Genomic DNA, 21,476 nt, shown 5'->3' with positions numbered 1-21,476 from the left:
GATTGTCTTGAGTAAACACAGGGTATTATGGGGAGAAGGGTTGTTTTTGCGACCCCAACATTTTCAGATTCAAGACACTTATCATGACTCGCAACGAGCTTTGAGTATGATGCTGGTGCATCCTTATGCTTATGGAGTATCTGATGTTCAGATTGATAAGCAACTTTTGGAAAGCAATTTACTAAGTTTTCAAAGTATTTATGCGGTATTGCCAGATGGCACGATATATCATGCGCCTCGTACCGACACCTTACCGAAAGCCATTACCTTAGATACCCAAGACAATGGCGATGAAGTTTTCGTATTCTTGAGTTTAGAGATTGTCCATAGTGGCGGCAGCAATATACAGACGGATCGTAGTGACAATCCAGCACGCTATGTAAGGGGTGCTATTGAGGCACAAGACCTATATAGCCAAGCGGCTGAAGCAGTCATTGACGTGATTAAACTGTCGCCAAGTTTGCAATTAAGTCATTCTGCGCAAGCGCCTAGCCAAGATACCGTGTCCTTATTGGTAGCCAAGCTCGTGCGTACCACTCAAGGCGTCTATCAAGTCGATGATGATTATATCGTCCCAAGTGTGCATATTACGAGTAACCCTGCGCTTATTGGTCACGTATATCGTTTGATGACGATGATTAATACCAAGTCTACGTCGCTGTATGACCATCATCGTCAGTCAAACAATGACTTACTGGAGTTTCGCTCCTCGGATATTGCCTCTTTTTGGCTATTGCATACGCTAAATACCGCATACTCTCAGCTCAGTCATTTATATAATAATGCCAAACTACATCCAGAACGCCTTTATGAAGCATTATTAAATGTCGCCAGCCAATTGGCTACTTTTAGCTCATTATATAAGGTGGGCGACTTACCTTCTTATAATCACGATAATGCCAATGACTCATTTGTTAGTATCATTTTGATTATTCGTGAGCTACTCAATACTGTCATTGCCAGTAACTTTATCTCGATTCCATTGCGTCAGAATAAGCCATCTTATTATACAGGTGAGCTAAGTAGTGACAAGATCACGCGTGGCTCACAGCTGTATCTGTCTGTTAGCTCATCATTGCCGATGCACGAGCTCATCGACATCGTACCACGCCGATTTAAAATTGCGACGCCTGACTCAGTAGAGAAACGTGTGTTGTCAGCGCTGCCAGGCTCTTCTATTTCACATGTCAGCCAAGTACCCAGTGCGATACCAGTGAGACCAGGCTTTAGCTACTTCACCATCGAACCGGTAGGCGAGCTATATGACGAAATGCTCAAATCTGAATCTATCTGTATTTATGTACCCAATGGCTTTGATGATTTAAAAATAGAGCTGATGGCTATCGTACAGTAATTCTTTTTGTCTCTAGAGGTGCTGAGGTTGCAAGATGAGTATGCACTAGGGCGCGTCCTCATTTTGAGGACACGCCCTCAATAGTATTTGAAATAATAAGCATTAGGAATAATCATGTCAGGGAATAATTCAATGGGTTCTGCACCTTCGTTGTTAGATTCAGGCGAGGTGGCTTCAAAGGTCTCAGCAACTGGTCTAGATAAGCGTATCAGTAGTCAGTCGCTAGTAGACATCATGTATGACGGCTTTTACTTGGTATTTTTATTGCGTAATCATTATTTCAGCACTGAGCCGCGTCAATTTCGTCAAAAAATATATGATTTTTTAGATAAATTCGAGATGAATGCGCGCAAAAAAGGATTTCTGTCAGAAGATATCCATGAAGCTAAGTATGCGTATTGTGCGTTGATTGATGAGACCATCATGACATCGCAAGAGCCAGAGTTTCAAACTCTCAAAGATGCTTGGGAGCTAAATCCTTTGCAGTTGGATTTATTTGGCTCACAAATTGCTGGTAATGAGTTCTTTGAGCGTTTAGATGGGCTACGCGAGCAAGGAGAGAGACGTCTGCCTGCTCTGGAAGTCTATCACTATGCGATGCTACTTGGTTTTCAAGGGAAGTATCGTTTAGAGGCGCCAGAGAAAATTCGTTATCTTATCTCACGCTTAGGGGATGAAATTGAGCATCTACGAGGTAATAAGAACGAGTTTTCGCCATTTTGGGCGATACCGGACCAAATCAAACACACGCTCACGAGCGAAACGCCACTATGGGTCATACTCACGGTCATGGCAGTGTTGTTGACCGCAATATTTGCTACCATGTGGCAGTTTACCAATAGTTTCTCGAATGAGCAGCTGTCAGCATACGACAATGTGATTCAAGAAAACAAAGAGCAAGCTCATATCTCAATTTTTCTACCTTAATTATTTTCCTTACTTTAAATGCTAACTTTTTTAACAGTTTTTATTTCAGCTGCGTACGTTGTGCTGAAATAAAAACCGTTAGGACAGCAAGGTAATGATTGTTAGACCGTTGGCTACTTATTTTTCTACTGAGTTTTATATAAGTTTCTTCATGCCAATAAAAATAGCAGCCATAAAAAAACCCTCATCAAAGAGATGAGGGTTTTGGCAAATGCCATAATTGAATTAAAGATAATTCAAGAAATTTACAACTAAAATGTGGCTCTCCAACCTGGGCTCGAACCAGGGACACACGGATTAACAGTCCGTTGCTCTACCAACTGAGCTATTGGAGAATAAGCTGCAAGTGTTTAAAACCTTACAACGAGCCTTAGAAGTCTCTAACGAGTTCTTGCTAAGTGGGGCGTATTCTAGCAAAAATAAAAAATACGTCAAGCCTTTTTTGCATAATTATCAAAGATAATTATTTTAATAAGGAGATAAGGCATTTTTCGAGGTTTTTTGCAAAAAAAACTCCCAATTGTGAGATAAGTAAAAAAGACGCCACATAGAGGATAGGTGGCGTCTTTTTTATAAGCGCATGTCTAAGCGTAGTAATTTTAAGACAGTGGCTGTTTATTTATTATTCAGCAACGTCTAGATCAGCCACCGCTTTTTCGATACGTGATAAGGCATCTTTTAGCGTTGCTTCATCAGTCGCGTAAGAGATGCGCATATAGCCACCAAGACCAAAGGCGTCACCAGGCACCACTGCTACGCCAACCTTCTCTAACAACCATGCTGAAAATTCAGTACATGATGACAGACCAGCAGCTTTGATGAGTGGTTTGATGTCAGGATATACGTAGAAAGCGCCATCAGGACGCAGGCAGGTAATACCTTTAATCGCGTTCAAACCATCAACGACTAGATCACAACGCTTCTCAAAGGCTTCTACCATCGGCGTGAGCACGCTTTGATCGCCACTAATAGCGGCTTCGGCAGCCACTTGGCTGATCGATGTTGGGCATGAGGTTGACTGTGATTGTACTTTTTTCATCGCCCCAATCAGCTTGGCAGGGCCACCAGCGTAACCAATACGCCAGCCAGTCATCGCATATGCTTTTGACACGCCATTTAAAATGATCGCCCGCTCTTTTAGCTCAGGTGCGGCATTCAAAATATTGTAGAACTTATCGCCCGTCCAGCGGATGTGCTCATACATGTCATCTGACACAACATAAACTTGTGGGTGCTTTTTCAGCACTTCAGCGATGGCTTTTAGCTCATCCAACGTGTAAATCATACCTGTTGGGTTAGAGGGGCTGTTTAGTACCAGCATTTTAGTTTTGTCAGTGATGGCGTCTTCTAACTGCTCAGCGGTGATTTTGAAATCTTGCTCAGCAGGGCATTTGACGATGACTGGCACACCTTCTGCAATGATGACCATGTCAGGATAGCTGACCCAGTAAGGTGCCGGAATGATGACTTCATCACCTGGATTGATAAAGGCTTGCGCAAGATTAAAAAATGATTGTTTACCACCGACCGATACTAGGATTTCATTGGGCTCATAGCTGATGTTGTTATCACGTTTGAACTTCTCAATGATGGCTTTTTTGAGCTCTGGCGTACCATCGACAGCGGTGTATTTGGTAAAACCGTCATTAATGGCATCGATTGCTGCTTTTTTGATGTGCTCTGGCGTATCAAAATCAGGTTCACCCGCACCCAGACCGATTATGTTTTTACCAGCGGCTTTTAGCTCTTTGGCTTTATTGGTAATCGCTAGCGTAGGCGATGGCTTGATGTTGTTGACGCGGTCAGAGAGTTGCAATTCGCTCATGAGAGATCCTTTTTATAGTGGAGTGGGATTGGTGAAGCACTATCATTAATTGTATAACGTTTGAGGTGTCATTAGGACACGATATCAGGCAGTTTCAAAAACTGTCGGAAGGGAAGTTGATTTTTGAAAATAAATAACCGTTAATAAAGACAAGCGCTTTCAACAGGTTGGATATTTTCATGATAAATACGTTGACTAATCAGCCCTTTAATTCAAATATATTTTTGATTTTTAGTATTGTAGCATGCCGTAATTAGGCTGTCTTATAAGGCTAGTAACATAAAACGACAGACCTAAGAGCAATTTTTCCAGTGCGTGAGAGTAGACAGGTTCAGTCAATTAAGAGACGCATTGATTGCGAAACCACAACAATAAATCGATAGTCTTGCGCTATGATTGTTTAGATTTAATAAATAAAATGGATGATACCTTAATAAAAAAAGGTTAATGCCATCAGCTGACTAAAGATGATAAGCAAGTATTTGACACCTTAATGCATGGTAAGTTTCGTACTATCAGCACAAATAAAAGGACGTTTACGATGACTGACTCTACTAAGAAATTACATATACTTATTACTGGCGCGACGTCTGGTATTGGCAATCAATTGGCAAAAGACTATCTACTAGAAGGTCATCATGTCTATGCCGTTGGTCGAGACGATAGCGCATTGGCTGAGCTTGAGTCGTTAGGCGCAGAAACGGTTGACTTAGATCTCATGGATCGGGATAAAGTTATCGACGCTTTTGGAAAAATTGAAGAGGTTGATTTGGCGATTTGTGGCGCTGGCATGTGCGAATATTTGGACATGCCAAACTTCGATAGCGCCTCGTTTATGAAAGTGATGTCGGTAAATATGGGTACGTTGTCACATGCTATCGAAGGGATATTGCCAAAGCTAATCGCCTCAAAAGGTCGTCTGGTGGGCATTGGTTCAGCATCTGCTTATGTGCCGTTTGCTCGTGCCGAAGCTTATGGCAGCTCAAAGGCTGCCATCCATTACCTAATGAAAACTTTGCAAATTAGCCTTGCACCGCATGATGTGTCGGTAAGTTTGGTCGTGCCTGGTTTTGTCGAGACGCCAATGACTAAGCAAAACGATTTTCCCATGCCCTTTATCCAAACAACAGCGCAGGCAAGCAAAGCGATTCGTGATGGTATCGCGAGTGGCCACGATGTGATTGAATTTCCCAAAAAGCTCACTTTACCGCTAAAGGTATTGGGGACGTTGCCAGATTTGGTGTGGCAGCAAGTCAGTGAAAAAATTAATAAAAAATAGCTTATATTGAAAAATTGCAAAAAATAAATTACTAAAAATATGGAAAGGAACGCATCAATGCTGTTTAACCGCCGTAAACGTAAGAACCTAGAGACAGTCTCCCATGAAGCCAGCAGCCTCTCAAAACAGACGACTAACCCTCAAGCTAAAAAACGTATTGCTATCATTGGCTCAGGTGTATCAGGATTGACTTGCGCTCATTATCTGGTGGCGCAACATGAAGTGACAGTGTTCGAGGCTAATGATTATATTGGCGGGCATGTAAATACCATCGATGTGGCGCTACAAGACGGCAAAAAAGCAAAGAGCAGCAATGTGGAAAACAGTGCCATAGATACTGGCTTTATCGTCTTCAATGAGCGTACTTATCCCAATTTCTTTCGGCTACTGCATGAGCTGCAAGTGCCATTTCAATCGACTGACATGAGCTTTTCGGTAAAGAATACAGCGCGCCATTTTGAATACAATGGTCACACGCTCAATACTTTATTGTCGCAGCGTAAGAATGTTTTCAATCCAAAGTTTTGGCAATTTATCAAAGATATTTTACAGTTTAATAAGCATATCAAGCAGCTACGCCAAGACTATGAAATGGCACGTGCTAAAGGGCAAGATGTTAGCATTTTTACTGAGCAAACACTGGGCAGCTATCTCACAGAAAAAAGCTATGGCAAGCTGTTTATAGACAATTATTTTCTGCCAATGGTTTCTGCCATTTGGTCAACCAGTCTGCATGAAGTACAAGACTTCCCACTGGTGTTTTTTGCACAGTTCTTTGACAATCACGGCTTGCTCGATGTAGTTAATCGTCCGCAGTGGTTTACGATCAAAGGTGGCTCAAAACAGTACGTCAATAAGTTAATTCCACGCTTCATCAAAGCGGGCGGTAAGGTGAGAGTAAACAGTCCCGTACAGTCTGTGGTTCGCGATGGTGAGCAAGTATTATTGACGGTTAAAAATAAAAGTATTACTGACAACAATATCGAAAGCTTAAACGAAAAATTGGTATTTGACGAAGTTATCTTTGCTTGTCATGCAGACACCGCGCTCAAAATTTTAGAAGATGCCAGTAAGGATGAACATGAGGTACTCAGTCATTTTCGCTTTACCAAAAATACCGCCGTACTGCATACCGATATCAGTGTCCTACCGAACAAGCCATTGGCGTGGGCCAGCTGGAATTATCTGATTGATGAGAATCTCGCAAATAAAACTGCGCGACAATCAGGACAATCAGCTACTGAAAACCATACTAAAAAAGCGCAAATATCAGCAAAACCAGTGCTGACTTATCACATGAATATTCTGCAACGCCTGACCAAAAAACACAATTATTTGGTTACGCTGAATCCAGAAACCGTTCATGAAAATATTGACGATAAGCACGTCATTAAGCGCATCGATTATAGCCATCCTGTGTTTGATAAAGCGATGATTAAGGCGCAAAGCAGATGGTCGAGTATCTCTGGTAACGGCATGCACACACACACACATTTTTGCGGTGCCTATTGGTTTAATGGTTTTCATGAAGATGGTGTACGTAGCGGTCTACGTGTCTGCCAGGCGCTCGGTCATGATATTGCCATAAAAGACGAGGTTGATCCGACTCATCTGCCTGATGCCGAGAGCGCACATACGCCGTTTCGTTATAAAGACCTGCCGGTAAAGGCAGATACCAAATTGCGCACACTTAATAAGCGTGAGGTGGTCACGGCGCTTACCAATCAGGAGCTGATTGAGTACATTGAACGTTTACAACCGACTGTTAAAAATGATGAACCAAAGCGAAAGCGTCGCTTATTTGGTCGTCATAACGTGCAGTGATTTTGGTCGTGAGATCAACGAACACTATTGAAGAGAGTGCTATGTCTATTGAAACCGACACGCCTAATAAGCTGTTACCCCATCAGTTATTCCATGGGACGACTTGGCACAGTCGGTTACTGCCAAGTGTGCATAAATTTGCGTATCCATACCGTTATTGGGGCATCAATATCAGCACATTGGCTAAAGGGCTGGAGCTTCCTGAGGTAAGTACAGGTATTAGTAGCAAAAATAAGCTTTTAAAAAAGTTGCTTTCAAAAGGACGGCTGGTCAAAGGATTGCCATTATTTTCAGCAAAGAAAAAAGCCTTGCAGCAGTTTTGTCCTGATGATTACTTACAAGGTCTACCTTTACAAAAGTCAAATAGCCTAAGTAATTGCTCAATGAGTGATAAGCAGGATAATTGTCGTTCAAATTCTGTTCAAGCACTTAATCACCGCTTAAACCAAGCGTTTACTGAGCAAACGGGTAGTGCGCCAACAGGCGATATTATTGGAATGCTCGTTTGCCGCAATGCGGGTATATATTTTAGTCCAGTCAACTTTTATTTAGGTTTCGATGAGCAGCAGATACCGTCCCATTTATTGGCTGAAGTCTCTAATACACCGTGGGATAAGCGCCATTATTATGGGTTTACACTCAATGGCGCGAATACTGAATTTTGTCATAATAAAGATTTTCATGTCTCACCTTTTAACCCGATCGACCAGCTATATCGTTGGCAGGTTAAGGTAAAAAAGCAGCCGGATAATTGCTTGCAAGTTCGTATTGCTATCGATATCAGCGATGAGCGCGGTGAGATATTAAAAACGGGTATAAAAATGGCTGGCGTTCTAATGACCGCCACAACGATTCGCAACAGCTTGCGAAAAAATCCGCTAATGAACATGACCTCTGTAACCCGTATTTATTGGCATGCTTTCAAGCTTTATGCGATTAAAAAAGTGCCTTATATTCATTATGATGAAAAACTGGCCGATAGCCAACAGAACAAAGCACCGACTCAAAAAGATATTCTTTGATAGTTTAAGGGCTAACGATCAGCCAAAGAAATTTATCAGCTTAACGCTTAAGCATAGAGCATTTAAACAAGGATGAATATACGATGTCAGCACGACCAACCGACCGAGCACCCGTTTCGACATTAGGAAAATTGACCGCACAGATGAGTAAGGTCGTCAATGAGAGCGCCATTTTTCAGCCCGTCAGTGCGGGAATGAATCAATTGGCAAGAAAATTCATCTTTCGCGCATTAGCGCATATCCAGTTTGGTAGCTTGACTATAGTCGGAGCATTCGATGAGCAAGCACCTAATACCGTCAGCTTTGGTAAAGTATCCGATAGTGTCGCGAGCAGTTCGGCAGTGGGTCGCCATTCACTACACGTCACCTTGATGATTCATGATCCTACTGTCTATCGGCAGTTGTTGCTTGGCGGCTCTATTGCGCTAGCAGACAGCTATATTAATGGTGAGTGGGATACGGACGATTTGACCGGGCTGATTCGGTTAGCAGCGCGTAACTTGGCGGTGTTGAATAAGTTAGAAAATCGCTTTGCAGGTGTGAGTAAGGCGTTTGAAAAAGCGAAGCATCGGCTGCGCAGTAATGATCAGTCTGGTGCCAAGTCCAATATTTTAGCGCATTATGACTTGGGCAATGATATGTATCAGCGGTTTTTGGACGATACGATGATGTATTCAGCAGCAGTCTATCGTACGCCTGATGTATCACTGAGCGCAGCGCAGCAGCATAAACTGGCGCTCATTTGCCAGCGATTACAATTGACGCCTGATGATCATGTGATAGAAATTGGCACAGGGTGGGGCGGTTTTGCTATTTATGCCGCCACACATTATGGCTGTCACATAACGACGACGACCATCTCTGACGCCCAGTATGACGAGGCGCAGCGCCGAGTCGATGCGGCAGGACTGTCTGATAAAATCACCCTGCTGAAGCAAGATTATCGTGAGCTGACAGGGCAGTACGACAAGCTAGTCAGTATCGAGATGATTGAAGCCGTTGGGCACGAGTACTTACCGACGTTTTTTACCAAATGTAATAGCTTGCTTAAACCCACAGGGCTGATGGTGCTGCAAGCGATTACTTTTAACGATCAAAACTACCAAGATTATGTTAATTCAGTCGATTTTATCCAAACGCACATTTTCCCTGGTGGTTGTTTGCTGTCTAATCAAGAGCTAAATACACAGTTTACGGAACAAACCGACATGGTCATCAAGCAGCTACATGATTACGGTTTTGACTATGCTCATACCTTGCGCGACTGGCGTGCAGCGTTCATGGCACAGCGTGAAGAAATTAAGGGTCTTGGTTATGATGATGCCTTTATTCGCTTGTGGGATTTTTACTTTTGTTACTGTGAAGGTGGGTTTTTAGAGCGCACCATCGGCGTGGTGCAGTTGACCGCAGTGAAGCCGGATAATATTGATGTGATGCATTTCTCTGATTTGTCTTCTCATGACACCCTCACCGATGAGCAAAGCAGCCGCCTGATTCACGATATTATGAATTCTCATGAAAGCGGTAATGCCAACAGTGATGGCCAAGACGCCTCCAAACGAAACATAGCGTCTTAACAAGTTGCGTTTCAATAGGCAGTGTCTTAACAAGCACTGACTTAACAAGCGATGCTGGAAACAAGCTGGGATTAAAAAACGCTAATTAAAAGGATGTGGTTATGGGTTATGTATTTATATATCTGGCTGCTGTGCTTATATTTTTGGGTATTGACGCAGTTTGGCTCAAGACTATGACTGGCTTATTTTATGAAAAGCGTATCGGGCATCTGCTTGCCGATGAGCCAAACATGATTGCTGCTGGCGTGTTCTATATGTTTTATCTACTGGCTCTCTGTGTCTTGATTTTATATCCACAAATCAAAGCAGGCGCTTCGATTGGTCATATATTCTTGCTTGGTGGCCTAATAGGGCTGATGGCTTACGGTACTTATGACTTTACCAGTTTAGCGTTGTACAAAGGTTTTACACTGGATACAGCGTTGGTTGATTTTGCTTGGGGCGGTATCTTGACAGGTTCAGTGAGCGCCATTGTCGCTTGGCTTGCTTATCGTTTTCATTGGTTGAGCTAAAGTTAAATAGTTCAAAATTTACATAACCTAGACCATTCAATGACAGAGTGCCGTTTGTGCTCTCTTGTGCGCTGCTGTATAAATGATACTTACTATCAACACGCCCTAAATCATTCAAGGATTTTTATGCCGCAATACAATACCAGCTCAACTGCCAAGAAAGCCCCATTAAATCATGAGCTATATATGTCGATACTCATGACGCCTGATATGGCGAATTTTATTGGCAATGTGCATGGTGGTGATTTGCTTAAGATGCTTGATCAAGTTGCTTACGCTTGCGCCAGTCGCTATAGCGGCAATTATGTGGTGACGCTGTCTGTCGACCAAGTGATGTTTCGTGAGCCTATATATGTTGGCGAATTGGTCACCTTTGCGGCAAGTGTTAATTATGTGGGGAATACTTCGATGGAGGTCGGCATTCGCGTCGAAGCAGAAGACGTACGAGCCCGTACCGTACGCCATACCAACAGCTGCTATTTTACGATGGTCGCTATCGATGATAATGGCAAGCCCACACCTGCGCCGCCACTTGATATCAAAAATCCCATGCAGCAATGCCGCGCTGATGCCGCACTAGAGCGTAAAAACCTGCGTCTGGAAAGCTCACATCGACCCAGTTGTGATATCGGGGATATGGTTGGTGAGCTGGCTAATTCTCATGATCGTTAAGATGAATAGACCCTGTATAGTCAGTTAAAATGCTTTCAATATACGGTCTATTGATCTGGTTAAATATATATATATCTGCGTTCAAAAGGCCTATATCGAGATTATTATGAGCTTAAAACCATCGGAAGCCGAGTCACATACTCCTATTTCTCATCAGCCAGCGCCGCATAATAGCCGTGCTAGGGGTGCTGGCACGCTCATTAAAGACGCCACTTCTGATGGTAATTCCCACTCTGTATTAGACGATTCTGCTAAGTCGACCACCAATAAAGACCAGCAACATTCCGCTTCATTGGTAACGGTATTAATTGCCGTTGGAGCCAACATTATCATTGCGATTGCCAAAACGGTTGCAGCATTTATGACGGGCTCTGCTTCTATGATCGCAGAGTCAGCGCATTCGTGGGCAGATGCAGGTAACGGTACTTTATTAATTGTCGCCGAGAAAAAGGCGATCAAACCTGCTGATGAAAGCCATCCCCTTGGCTATGGTAAAGAAGCTTATGTCTGGTCGATGATTGCCGCTTTTGGTGTCTTTATGGCAGGTTCGATTGTCTCCATTTATACCGGTATCACCGAGTGGAATGCTGCGGAAAGCGAGACCAACTATACCATCGGTTTTATTGTATTGGCGATTGCGTTTATGCTCGAAGGGTTTTCGTTAGGGCAAGCTTATTTACAAAGCAAAAAGCATGGTGAAGCGATAAATGTTAGTGCCATTGGTTATGTGGTCGATACGTCAAACCCAACTTTACGTGGTGTATTCTTTGAAGACTTGGCAGCTGTCATTGGCTTGGTTGTCGCTGCTGCTGCCATGGGTATGCATGCTTATACGGGACAGCCGTTTTGGGATGCGCTCGGCTCTATCATTGTCGGAATATTATTGGGTGCGGTAGCCATCTTTTTAATTAGCCGTAACCGTGACTTTTTGGTCGGTTATAAAGTATCAGAGAGGATACATGGCTATGCATTGACCGAGTTACTCAATCATCCAGATATCGATAGTGTATCGTACTTACATTTGGAGTGGGTGGGACCCAAAAAGATATTTATGGTGGCGGCAGTCGATATCGCTGGTAATCAAAAAGAAAAAGAGATTGCCCAAAAATTCGAAATTATTGAAAGTCAGTTCCGTGCCAATCCTTTATTTCAGGAAGCTATCCTGACATTATCTGTACCCAATGCTGAAACTTTGAGCTTACCCAATAGTTATAATCAAGATGCCTGATAAAGAGAAACCAATATGAAACTAAGTCTTCAGTCTGCTATAGAGAGCCCTGTTGGGCGTTCAATCATGGTTCGCTCATTAAGTATGGCCGTTGTCACTATTAGCGCAGTAGCCAGTCTGACTCAAGCACAAGCTGAGCTGGTAATTCATAGTGAGCCTGCTCAACAGCAAAGCGTAAGTATCAATAGAATAAGTGCGAATAGCGCTTCTATTAATAATAATACTTTTATTAATAATATCTCCCCAACAGATACGTCTATTGTGAAGCTGATGGAAGTGATGCATATTGATGAGCAAATAGAATCTATCGTTAACGGGCAACAAGCGGCTATCGATGCTATCAATGTACAAACGCAAAATCGTACTGAGTCAGTAGGTGATGGTAACTTAAATAAACGCCAACAGGCGCTACAAGAGCAGATTCAAAAAGTGCTAGGTCAATATGCCAAGATAATGACCAATGGTATAGGCAATGCTACTGACAAGCAGACGTTGACGCAAGCATATATTAACGCAGCAAAAACTTACTATACGCAAGCGGAAGTTGATGCTCAAATTGATTTTTATGATACGGTAATGGGTCAAAGTATCTTGTCGAAACAGCCACAGATTACAGCGGCATTTCTAAAGCAATCTTTGCCTGAGGATACCAGTGAGACAGAGGCGCAGCTGGGTGAGCTTTTACCGCAGATGCAACAAATAATCCAAGGTGTTTTTTAACTAATAACTGACAATTTAGCTACTTTAAAGCCCGTTTCTGAGCGCGAATCTTAAAGTTATTACACATAAATCATTACACATAAATTAGTACGCACAAAAAAGGTCACTATAAAAGTGACCTTTTTTGCTGATATAGACTGTCTTATTGATATACCTGTTTTATTGGTATAACTGGTTTGAGTACAAAGATATTATTTCTTTGGTGCATTGGCACCGATGAACCATGCATCTTTATCGACAGTACGGCTTATTTCCGTTAATAGGTCAGCGGTGTCTTCGTCACCCGCGTCACCAGCAGTATTAATCCCTTCACGCAATGATGCCGCAATGGTCTTATAACGATTGGTAAGCTCACGAACATGCTGATCGACTTCAGTGATATCAGTAGGGTAAGTCTCTAGGATAGAGTCCTCAACGACGCGTTTAGAGATACCATTGGCTTTACCGCCAAGGATAACAATACGCTCAGCGACCGTATCATAAGCTTCAGTCAAGCGACCATAAGTATCATCTAATAACTGATGAACACCGATAAAGCCAGTACCTTGCAAATTCCAATGACATTGCTTACTGTCCATACTCAAATCAATGAGATTCGCTAGATTAGCGTTCAATAAGTCGATCATTTTCTTTGCGGTTGCATCATCTATTCCACTTGCGTAACGTTCTCTCATGTTCTACTCCGTCATGTGTATTATTTTAATGAAAATCTCATTTGTTGTTATTGGTATCTTACTAATTTGTTGATTCGTTATAAATAATACCAGCTTAAATGAAGATTGAAAGCCTCAAGCGTTAGGCTTTATTAGGTGGTCGTGTAATGAGTTTGTTAATCATGAAAATCTTTGTAAATTTAGTAGTTGCTGTGTGCGTTTTTTATAACGAAGGTACTATTTATTCGTTATAAATAGGGCGTGTGACGTCATATCTAGATGCTAATATTGTAAGAGAAGGTGACAAGATAAAACCCTTAATTACCTTTAAAAAGCCTAGCTTAGACCCCACATTGTTATAAACCTTCAGAAGAAGAAAGCCATTATGCGAATGCCTGAACTGCGCTCGTCGAGTCAGTTAAATCAATTGGCCACTCAGCTACAGGGCGAAGCTGAAATTAGTGGTGTCAATGCGTCTGGGACGCAAATATCAAGTCGTGCTTTTGAGATGGTCACAGAATTTGAGCCAGCAGGCGATCAACCGCAAGCAATTGAAAAGCTCGTCAACGGTATTAATTCTGGCATGGATGAGCAGTTACTGCTGGGTGTAACGGGTTCGGGTAAGACCTATACCATGGCAAAGGTCATCTCTGAGACACAGCGTCCAACCATTATCATGGCACATAACAAAACGCTTGCCGCGCAGTTATATGGTGAGTTTAAGTCGTTTTTTCCAAACAATGCCGTTGAGTACTTTGTCAGCTATTATGACTATTATCAGCCAGAAGCTTACGTTGCTGCCAGCGATACCTTTATTGAAAAAGACAGCGCTATTAATGATCATATCGATCAGATGCGCCTGTCGGCGACGCGAGCACTCCTAGAGCGCCGTGATGCGATTATTATCGCCTCGGTATCGTGCATTTATGGTTTGGGTGATCCAGAAAGTTATTTAAAAATGCTGCTGCACGTCGTTGTTGGGGACAAAATCGATCGCAATGCTACCATTAAGCGTCTCGTTGAAATGCAATATACGCGCAATGAGCTAGACTTTGGCCGCGGTACGTATCGGCTGCGTGGCGAGCTGTTAGATATTTATCCTGCTGAGTCTGAGCAGCTGGCGGTACGTGTGCATTTATTTGACAATGAAGTGGAAAAAATCACTTGGTTCGATCCATTAACGGGTAAGACGGTACGTAGCGTGCCGCGTATAACCATTTATCCAAAATCGCACTATGTGACGCCGCGAAATAAACTAGAAGCTGCCAGTCACACCATTCGCGCGGAGCTAGAGCCGCGTTTAGAATACTTCCGTGATAATAATAAGCTCATAGAAGCGCAACGTCTCAAAGAGCGTACCCAATATGACCTTGAGATGATTCAACAACTCGGCTACTGTAATGGTATTGAAAACTATTCGCAGCATCTCTCCGGTCGTCCATCAGGGGAAGCGCCGCCGACCTTATTTGACTATATTCCAGAAGACGCACTGCTGTTCCTTGATGAGTCACATGTCACTGTTTCGCAAATCGGTGCAATGTATAAAGGCGATAGATCGCGTAAAGAAAATTTGGTCAATTATGGCTTTCGTTTGCCAAGTGCGATGAACAACCGTCCGATGAAGTTTGAAGAGTGGGAGCGTATTAAACCTAAGACTATTTATGTCAGTGCCACGCCTGCATTGTATGAGCTTGAACACAGCGAGCAAGTGGTCGAGCAAGTCGTGCGTCCAACGGGTTTGATTGATCCTGAGATTGAGATTCGTCCTGTATTGACGCAGGTCGATGATGTGTTATCAGAGATTACTAAGCGCCGAGAAAAAGATGAGCGCGTGCTGATTACCACTTTGACCAAGCGTATGTCAGAGGATTTGACCAGTTATCTAAAAGAATACGATGTCAAAGTTGCTTATCTGCATTCGGACATCGATACGGTAGAGCGTATGCAGATTATTCATGAGTTGCGGACTGGCGTGCATGACGTACTGGTCGGTATCAACCTATTGCGTGAAGGTTTAGATATGCCAGAGGTATCATTAGTCGCGATATTTGATGCCGATAAAGAAGGCTTTTTGCGTTCTGAGCGCGCACTTATTCAGACCATTGGTCGTGCTGCGCGTCATATTAATGGTAAAGCCATTCTGTATGCGGATCGTATTACCAACAGTATGCAAAAGGCGATAGACGAGACCGATCGTCGCCGTGAAAAACAAGTGGCATTTAACCTTGAACACAACATCACGCCAAAAGGGGCACGTCGCAGTATCACCGATAAAATCGATACGGGTGACGATCAGAATGCCAATGACAATCAAGTGATTCCAATCAAGAGCAATCTGCCTGATGTTGATATTAGCATCTTACGCAGTCCTGATTTGCTGGCGAAAGAAATCAACCGTCTTGAAAAGCTTATGAAGCAAATGTCACGTGATTTGAAGTTTGAAGATGCGGCGAAAACGCGTGATAAAGTGCTAGAGTTAAAAGCGCATTTGATCTAATAGGTTATTTGAACTGCCGTTAATATCAGTTTGTATCTAACAAAAAGGGTGAGTTGCCAACGGTGCAGCTCACTTTTTTATGGTCTTCTTATGACCAAAATAGCCTCGCTTTTGTTCGAGATTATTAATAACTAATAATTGGTTATATCAAAACTTGTGTTTATACCAAATGCCCCTTAATATGATATCAATGAGCAATATGAACTTATAACAACGGACGTTGAGGCATATAATCCATCATGCAAAATAATAAATTCTTAGAATTAAATGCGAATGAAAACTCACTAGGCATGGCAGATTCTGCTAAACAAGCCATTATAGAGTCTTTAGGTGAGGGCTTTCGTTATCCAGATAATCCACGCGCAGCGCTCATTAGCAAAATTGCCACCATCCATGGTGTGGCAGAAAACCAAATCTCATTAGGCAATGGCTCGACTGAAAATATTCGAGCTACCTTACAAATGTTGCAAAACAAAGCATTAAAAGAGGGCAAGCAGTTTCAAATGGTGATTCCTGTGCCAACGTTTGATTGTGCAGAGATGTATGCAAATTCCATTGGCGTGCCTGTGGTCAAGATACCACTAACCGCTGAAAACTATGATTATGATTTTTATGAACTACAAAAAGTAGCTGACGATTTTGATGGCATCAGCCTGCTCTATATTTGCAATCCAAACAACCCAACTGGTATCATTACATCAACGCAAAAGCTCAAAAATTGGGTAAGTAATGCACCAGATAGCCATTACTTTTTATTAGACCAAGCTTACTTGGAGTACGTGTCAGACCCAAGTTTTGAGAGTGGTATTGAGTGGGTGAAACAAGGGTTATCAGACAACCTTATTGTTATTCATACTTTCTCAAAGTTATGTGCCTTAGCAGGTATGCGAGTGGGATACGCAGTTTCTAATCCGCAAGCAATCGAGGCTGTCGAAGCGTTTATGTCTATGGACAACACCAACTTGTCAGGTGCGGTTGCTGCTATTGCGACGTTAAATGATGCAGAGTTTTTAGCGCTCAGCTTACGCAATACCAATCAGTCGCGCCAGATGATTGAGACAGTATTAGACGATCTTGGATTGCGTTATTTACCCTCACAGACCAATTTTATTTTTCATGAAATAAAGGGTGATTTAAAAACATACATCGATAGAATGCGCGACCATGGCATCAAGGTTGGTCGCGAGTTTCCACCTATTACAGGCTTCAATCGCTTGACGCTTGGCACGCCTGACGAGATGGCAGCATTTATTAAAGTATTAAAGCTGTTCCGTGAAAAAGGCTGGGTCTAAGTAGTGCATTAAAAAATTGCTAATTTGAAATATCGATAAACTAGCAAGACTAAGGCGTGTCCTCAATTCAATCGATTACTTGCTAAATGGGCTAAAAATGGCTAAATTTTGCCAAACATCGTCAAATAGCTTCTTAATATCTCGCTATTATATGCGCTACTTTCCTTGTTTAACAGCAATTTACCTCATGTTTATCACCATTTTTGAAATGAGGACATGCCCTAGTATTAGCAAAAATGCTAAGAGTTTTACAAAGTGAGTTGCCTATAGGGTGGCTCTTTTTTATTTAACGGATACTATCAATAAATGAGCATCATACTCATAACAGCTGCTAACGAGTTTCATCGCTCAGAGCGCTTGTAATCAGGGTAAATGCCACTTACCATAACCATTATTATCCGAATGCATCTCACCATCCATATATAAACCCTACTAAATAATCAGAGTAGCAAAAAAGACGAGCGCAAGTGCTACGTCCGCTGGCTGAGCGAGTTTGACATTGTTCATCGCATATTTGGTATGGGTATCAATTAGGCGTATTACTATTGTGTTTACCAATCCATTAATAGAATTAAACTCTAACGAAAACTCACTGGGTATGGCAAAATCTGCCAAAAAAGCGGTTATCGATGCTTTAGACATCGGCTTTCGTTATCCAGATGACCAGCGTGCAGCCTTAATCAATAAAGTTGCGAAAATTAATGACGTGACTGAAAGTCAAATATCTCTAGGTAGCGGCTCCAGTGAGAATATCCGCACCGTCGTACAAATGCTGCAAAACAAAGCGTTAAGAGAAGGCAGAAACTTCCAAGTAATTGTGCCGCACCCAACCTTTGCTTATGCGGAACTATATGCAACATCTATCAATGTGCCCGTGGTAAAAGTAGCACTGATGCCTGAAAGCTATTCTTTTAATTTACAAAACATGCAAAAAGTGGCTGATGATTTTGATGGTATAAGCTTGTTTTATCTCTGCAATCCTAATAATCCAACAGCGACGATTACTGACACAGATGAGTTAAAAGCGTGGGTAGGAACGGCACCAGACCATCATTATTTCTTGCTAGATGAAGCCTACTCAGAATACGTCACTGACCCAAGTTTTGAGAGTGGGATTGCGTGGATAAGAGAGCAGCGCTCAGACAATATTATCGTGGTTCGGACTTTCTCCAAACTGTGTGCGCTAGCGGGTATGCGTGTCGGCTATGCAGTTGCCAGTCCGCAAATGATCACTGAGCTAGAGGCGTTTATCTCAGTAGATAATACGAATCTGTCTGGTGCTGTCGCAGCGATAGCAACTTTGAATGATGAGGCGTTTTTGGCGTTGAGTTTGCATACTGCCAATCAATCGCGTCAGCTGGTTGAGCAGACATTGGATGAGCTTGGACTACGCTACTTACCATCACAAGCCAGCTTTATATTTCACGAAATCAAAGGCGATGTACAAACCTATATCGATAGAATGTGCGACCATGGCATCGCTGTTGGTCGCGAGTTTGCGCCTATCACTGGCTTTAATCGCTTGACGCTTGGCAGAGCTGATGAGATGGCAGTATTTGTTGAGGTGTTGAAATCGTTTCGTGAGAAAGGCTGGGTGTGATTAAGCCAGATAGAGTAGTTCCATCATTAAAAAATGGGACACGCCCTAGTGCACAGCTTCCCTTTTTTATTGCAATAGGATAAAAGAGCCACAGCTAACATTCTATTTTTACCAACATCAAACGCAGTTTTACATATCCTGTCTTAAAAAATATCACGTCATCTTATAGTATTGATTCATAAAGCACGAATGAACAAGCAGCAGATTACATGCTGGACAGTGGCTGTAAAATCAGGTGTGCTAACGTATATTATAATTTTAAGGTCAGGGATATATCCATGTTTGATATCAAATCATTTTTTAAGAGAGAAGTAGAAAAAAAACTCATCAATGTAGACGATTATATTTTTATGCCTGAGCGAGTAGAGATGGAGCTGGAGGGCGGAGTATTAAATTGTGTACTCAACAGTGATGGACGAGTCGATATTTTTTATAGTAAGCAAGGCGTGACAGAGGTCGGCTCGGCATCACGTAAGCATCCCTTTACGGCATTCGAAACCGAACTATATCATGGTGTTTATGATGACGTTATTAATGATTTGATCAAAGAAGTAGATAAGATTATTGATGGCTCTTCTAAGTATTTTAGCCGCAGTAAAATACTGCCTTTTACAGCAGCTTTGTCACAGAATCCAGTTGACAAAAACAAGTTCTAAGCCAAAATAATAAGATAAGTGGATGGTACGAAGACTTAGCAATAAAAAGGGTGCGTTATTTATAACGCACCCTTTTAGTTTTTATTCTCAATGAACATTACTTTGATGCTTTAAATATCTACTGCAACGATACTTAGATTTTCACCCCGACAGCTTTATTTGCAGCAGCTAATACAGCGACGTTAGTGATAGGGCGAGATTGTTCACCCTCTATTAAATGATTCGCCTGTGCTTGAGTGAGCAAGCTTTTGGCAAATCTAGTACTGTCATCTCGTGTTTTTAAGGTATTAGTATAATACCATTCACACTGAAACGCCTGCTCGGTGATATCTAACAGCATATAGCCGTGCTCAGTTTGGTTATTGAACTTCTGATGTGGATTGGCTTCTGGCCCAGCACCTCTTTCAGGAAACGCGAGCGAGGTTAGAGCAGGGCAGACGAATTCTACAGCCAGTGATCCTGAACCTGTGCTTGGATTATAACTGTCCCCATCAAACGGATTTTTGCAGACATCAAATGCAAATGAAGCGTGATAATCGCCAGTTAGAACGACTGTATTATCGATATTATTGTTTTCAATGAAATTGAGCAGACGATCGCGAGCACTGGCGTAGCCATTCCATATGTCTCCCGAGTTGGTGGCAGATGCACCTCTGAATGGAGCTAAAATGACTTGCTGCCCCAGTATCTGCCATTTGGCATCGCGGCGTTTGCCTGCCAGCATGTTTAGATGAAGCCAGTTCTCTTGTTCGAGTCCTAATAGTTGGCGCTCAGGCTCATTACTGGCAGTAGCATCAAGCTTTTCACGGCCAAATATACGTGTGTCCAGCATATTCAAATCAAACAACTTACCAAACTCGAAGCGTCGATAAATCCGCAGCTGGCTGTCTAGCTCGTTGCTGCTATCATCACGGATAGGCATCCACTCGTGATAAGCTCGAACCGCTGACATCTTACGCTCTATATAGCTGCCTTTGCTTTCAGTATGGAACCCAGCGCCCCCTTTCCATGAGTTATCTGCAACCTCATGATCATCCCAAACGGCGATAAAAGGGTGCTGGCGATGGCATTCTTGTAAATCAATATCAGTGCGATAACAGGCATAGCGACGACGATAATCTTCTAAACTAATAATCTCATTTTTGGGGTCTATCGGACGTTCTTCTATTAAGGATTGATCACGATAAAACCCTTCTTGATATTCGTAGATATAGTCACCCAAATGCAGTACGGCTGATATATCGGCTTGCTTAGCGATATGTGCATAACCATTGAAGTAGCCAAATCCATAGTTCGAGCAAGAAACCACGGCCAAGCGCACACGGTCTACTTGGCTGGCTGGTAAGTTTGATTGCGGGATAGTACGAGTGCGACCAGTGGGCGAGATATAACCCAACGCTTGAAAGGTATAGTAATAGGTCGTATTGGGCTGTAGAGACTTGGGATCGACTTTGATAGTAAAGTCAGATTCAGAGGTGGCTAATGCTCTTCCTTGAGCAACGATTTTTTTCATCTCTGGGTCTGTTGCGATAGTATAGCCAACAGGGATGCTCGTGGCACTGATACTGCCGTCATTGGTAATTCGTGTCCACAGTATTACTCTATCCTGTAGAGGGTCACCACTGGCAATACCATGCTTAAAAGGTGAGGCGCCTTGATAACCCAAGTCATCTAAGACGTCCAATTTATCACTCTGGATATTTTCATCGTCGTCTGATGAACAGGCGCTCAGCTGGGTCAGTAGAGTGCCAGCCACAGTGACTTGACCACCTAATTTTATAAACGCACGTCTTTTCATTTGTCATCCTTGATATCAAGTGAATTCCATTTCATTTACA

Annotated in this window: 17 protein-coding genes and 1 tRNA gene; 14 read left to right on the top strand and 4 right to left on the bottom strand. The window is 42.5% G+C overall.

The annotated features are described in order from the left end of the window. Positions 1–7 precede the first annotated feature (7 nt). Positions 8–1,354 carry a type VI secretion system baseplate subunit TssK gene (tssK, locus tag Q6344_09815; GenBank protein WLG12902.1) on the top strand — a complete coding sequence of 449 codons (1,347 nt, stop codon included), beginning with the start codon at positions 8–10 and terminating at the stop codon, positions 1,352–1,354. Positions 1,355–1,468: 114 nt separating this feature from the next. Continuing rightward, positions 1,469–2,281 (top strand): type IVB secretion system protein IcmH/DotU, encoded by an 813-nt coding sequence (gene icmH / locus Q6344_09810; GenBank protein ID WLG12901.1) that lies wholly within the window; start codon positions 1,469–1,471, stop codon positions 2,279–2,281. A gap of 259 nt (positions 2,282–2,540) precedes the next feature. Here the strand turns inward: icmH and Q6344_09805 are convergent. Both Q6344_09805 and Q6344_09800 read right to left on the bottom strand, forming a co-directional pair. Further along, positions 2,541–2,616: transfer RNA gene (locus tag Q6344_09805), tRNA-Asn, on the bottom strand. Between the two features lie 287 nt (positions 2,617–2,903). Further along, positions 2,904–4,106, bottom strand: a complete 1,203-nt coding sequence (locus Q6344_09800) for a pyridoxal phosphate-dependent aminotransferase (GenBank protein WLG12900.1) — start codon at positions 4,104–4,106, stop codon at positions 2,904–2,906. Between the two features lie 541 nt (positions 4,107–4,647). On the opposite strand from Q6344_09800, the gene Q6344_09795 reads away from it, so the two are divergent. The 8 genes from Q6344_09795 (at position 4,648) to Q6344_09760 (ending at position 12,940) form a co-directional block, all read left to right on the top strand. Beyond that, positions 4,648–5,385, top strand: coding sequence for an SDR family NAD(P)-dependent oxidoreductase (locus Q6344_09795; GenBank protein WLG12899.1), 738 nt, complete (start codon positions 4,648–4,650; stop codon positions 5,383–5,385). A gap of 57 nt (positions 5,386–5,442) precedes the next feature. After that, complete coding sequence (locus tag Q6344_09790; GenBank protein ID WLG12898.1) at positions 5,443–7,209, top strand: FAD-dependent oxidoreductase; 1,767 nt, start codon at positions 5,443–5,445, stop codon at positions 7,207–7,209. A gap of 41 nt (positions 7,210–7,250) precedes the next feature. Further along, positions 7,251–8,231 carry a DUF1365 family protein gene (locus Q6344_09785; protein ID WLG12897.1) on the top strand — a complete coding sequence of 327 codons (981 nt, stop codon included), beginning with the start codon at positions 7,251–7,253 and terminating at the stop codon, positions 8,229–8,231. 83 nt (positions 8,232–8,314) lie between these two features. Continuing rightward, positions 8,315–9,808, top strand: a complete 1,494-nt coding sequence (locus Q6344_09780; GenBank protein WLG12896.1) for a cyclopropane-fatty-acyl-phospholipid synthase family protein — start codon at positions 8,315–8,317, stop codon at positions 9,806–9,808. Between the two features lie 101 nt (positions 9,809–9,909). Then, complete coding sequence (locus Q6344_09775; protein ID WLG12895.1) at positions 9,910–10,320, top strand: DUF2177 family protein; 411 nt, start codon at positions 9,910–9,912, stop codon at positions 10,318–10,320. Between the two features lie 126 nt (positions 10,321–10,446). Further along, positions 10,447–10,992, top strand: a complete 546-nt coding sequence (locus tag Q6344_09770; GenBank protein WLG12894.1) for an acyl-CoA thioesterase — start codon at positions 10,447–10,449, stop codon at positions 10,990–10,992. A gap of 106 nt (positions 10,993–11,098) precedes the next feature. After that, entirely contained in the window at positions 11,099–12,220 is a 1,122-nt protein-coding gene (locus tag Q6344_09765) for a cation diffusion facilitator family transporter (GenBank protein WLG12893.1), read from the top strand. A 15-nt stretch (positions 12,221–12,235) separates the two neighbouring features. Continuing rightward, positions 12,236–12,940: a DUF2059 domain-containing protein gene (locus tag Q6344_09760; protein ID WLG12892.1), complete on the top strand. Its 705-nt coding sequence runs from the start codon at positions 12,236–12,238 to the stop codon at positions 12,938–12,940. 191 nt (positions 12,941–13,131) lie between these two features. Here Q6344_09760 and dps read toward each other — a convergent pair whose 3' ends face one another. Next, positions 13,132–13,614: a DNA starvation/stationary phase protection protein Dps gene (gene dps / locus Q6344_09755; protein WLG12891.1), complete on the bottom strand. Its 483-nt coding sequence runs from the start codon at positions 13,612–13,614 to the stop codon at positions 13,132–13,134. 364 nt (positions 13,615–13,978) lie between these two features. On the opposite strand from dps, the gene uvrB reads away from it, so the two are divergent. The 4 genes from uvrB (at position 13,979) to Q6344_09735 (ending at position 19,638) form a co-directional block, all read left to right on the top strand. Then, positions 13,979–16,090 (top strand): excinuclease ABC subunit UvrB, encoded by a 2,112-nt coding sequence (gene uvrB / locus Q6344_09750; protein ID WLG12890.1) that lies wholly within the window; start codon positions 13,979–13,981, stop codon positions 16,088–16,090. 239 nt (positions 16,091–16,329) lie between these two features. Next, positions 16,330–17,382 (top strand): histidinol-phosphate transaminase, encoded by a 1,053-nt coding sequence (locus Q6344_09745; protein ID WLG12889.1) that lies wholly within the window; start codon positions 16,330–16,332, stop codon positions 17,380–17,382. Between the two features lie 547 nt (positions 17,383–17,929). After that, entirely contained in the window at positions 17,930–18,982 is a 1,053-nt protein-coding gene (locus tag Q6344_09740; protein WLG12888.1) for a histidinol-phosphate transaminase, read from the top strand. 278 nt (positions 18,983–19,260) lie between these two features. Continuing rightward, on the top strand, positions 19,261–19,638 hold the full coding sequence (locus Q6344_09735; GenBank protein WLG12887.1) for a hypothetical protein: 378 nt from the start codon (positions 19,261–19,263) through the stop codon (positions 19,636–19,638). 133 nt (positions 19,639–19,771) lie between these two features. Here Q6344_09735 and Q6344_09730 read toward each other — a convergent pair whose 3' ends face one another. Beyond that, positions 19,772–21,436 carry an alkaline phosphatase D family protein gene (locus Q6344_09730; GenBank protein WLG12886.1) on the bottom strand — a complete coding sequence of 555 codons (1,665 nt, stop codon included), beginning with the start codon at positions 21,434–21,436 and terminating at the stop codon, positions 19,772–19,774. Positions 21,437–21,476: the final 40 nt, after the last annotated feature.

The organism is Psychrobacter cibarius (assembly GCA_030686115.1).
Lineage (GTDB): Bacteria > Pseudomonadota > Gammaproteobacteria > Pseudomonadales > Moraxellaceae > Psychrobacter > Psychrobacter cibarius_C.
The sequence above is the reverse complement of the archived record's forward strand: the minus strand, read 5'-3'. Positions and strand labels throughout refer to the sequence as shown.

Coding starts and splice junctions, on each gene's coding strand:
- Q6344_09790 (WLG12898.1), top strand. CDS start 5,443: ATGCTGTTTAACCGCCGTAAACGTAAGAACCTAGAGACAGTCTCCCAT.
- uvrB (WLG12890.1), top strand. CDS start 13,979: ATGCGAATGCCTGAACTGCGCTCGTCGAGTCAGTTAAATCAATTGGCC.
- Q6344_09775 (WLG12895.1), top strand. CDS start 9,910: ATGGGTTATGTATTTATATATCTGGCTGCTGTGCTTATATTTTTGGGT.
- Q6344_09795 (WLG12899.1), top strand. CDS start 4,648: ATGACTGACTCTACTAAGAAATTACATATACTTATTACTGGCGCGACG.
- Q6344_09765 (WLG12893.1), top strand. CDS start 11,099: ATGAGCTTAAAACCATCGGAAGCCGAGTCACATACTCCTATTTCTCAT.
- Q6344_09730 (WLG12886.1), bottom strand. CDS start 21,436: ATGAAAAGACGTGCGTTTATAAAATTAGGTGGTCAAGTCACTGTGGCT.
- Q6344_09735 (WLG12887.1), top strand. CDS start 19,261: ATGTTTGATATCAAATCATTTTTTAAGAGAGAAGTAGAAAAAAAACTC.
- Q6344_09770 (WLG12894.1), top strand. CDS start 10,447: ATGCCGCAATACAATACCAGCTCAACTGCCAAGAAAGCCCCATTAAAT.
- Q6344_09745 (WLG12889.1), top strand. CDS start 16,330: ATGCAAAATAATAAATTCTTAGAATTAAATGCGAATGAAAACTCACTA.
- dps (WLG12891.1), bottom strand. CDS start 13,614: ATGAGAGAACGTTACGCAAGTGGAATAGATGATGCAACCGCAAAGAAA.
- icmH (WLG12901.1), top strand. CDS start 1,469: ATGTCAGGGAATAATTCAATGGGTTCTGCACCTTCGTTGTTAGATTCA.
- Q6344_09785 (WLG12897.1), top strand. CDS start 7,251: ATGTCTATTGAAACCGACACGCCTAATAAGCTGTTACCCCATCAGTTA.
- Q6344_09800 (WLG12900.1), bottom strand. CDS start 4,106: ATGAGCGAATTGCAACTCTCTGACCGCGTCAACAACATCAAGCCATCG.
- Q6344_09760 (WLG12892.1), top strand. CDS start 12,236: ATGAAACTAAGTCTTCAGTCTGCTATAGAGAGCCCTGTTGGGCGTTCA.
- Q6344_09780 (WLG12896.1), top strand. CDS start 8,315: ATGTCAGCACGACCAACCGACCGAGCACCCGTTTCGACATTAGGAAAA.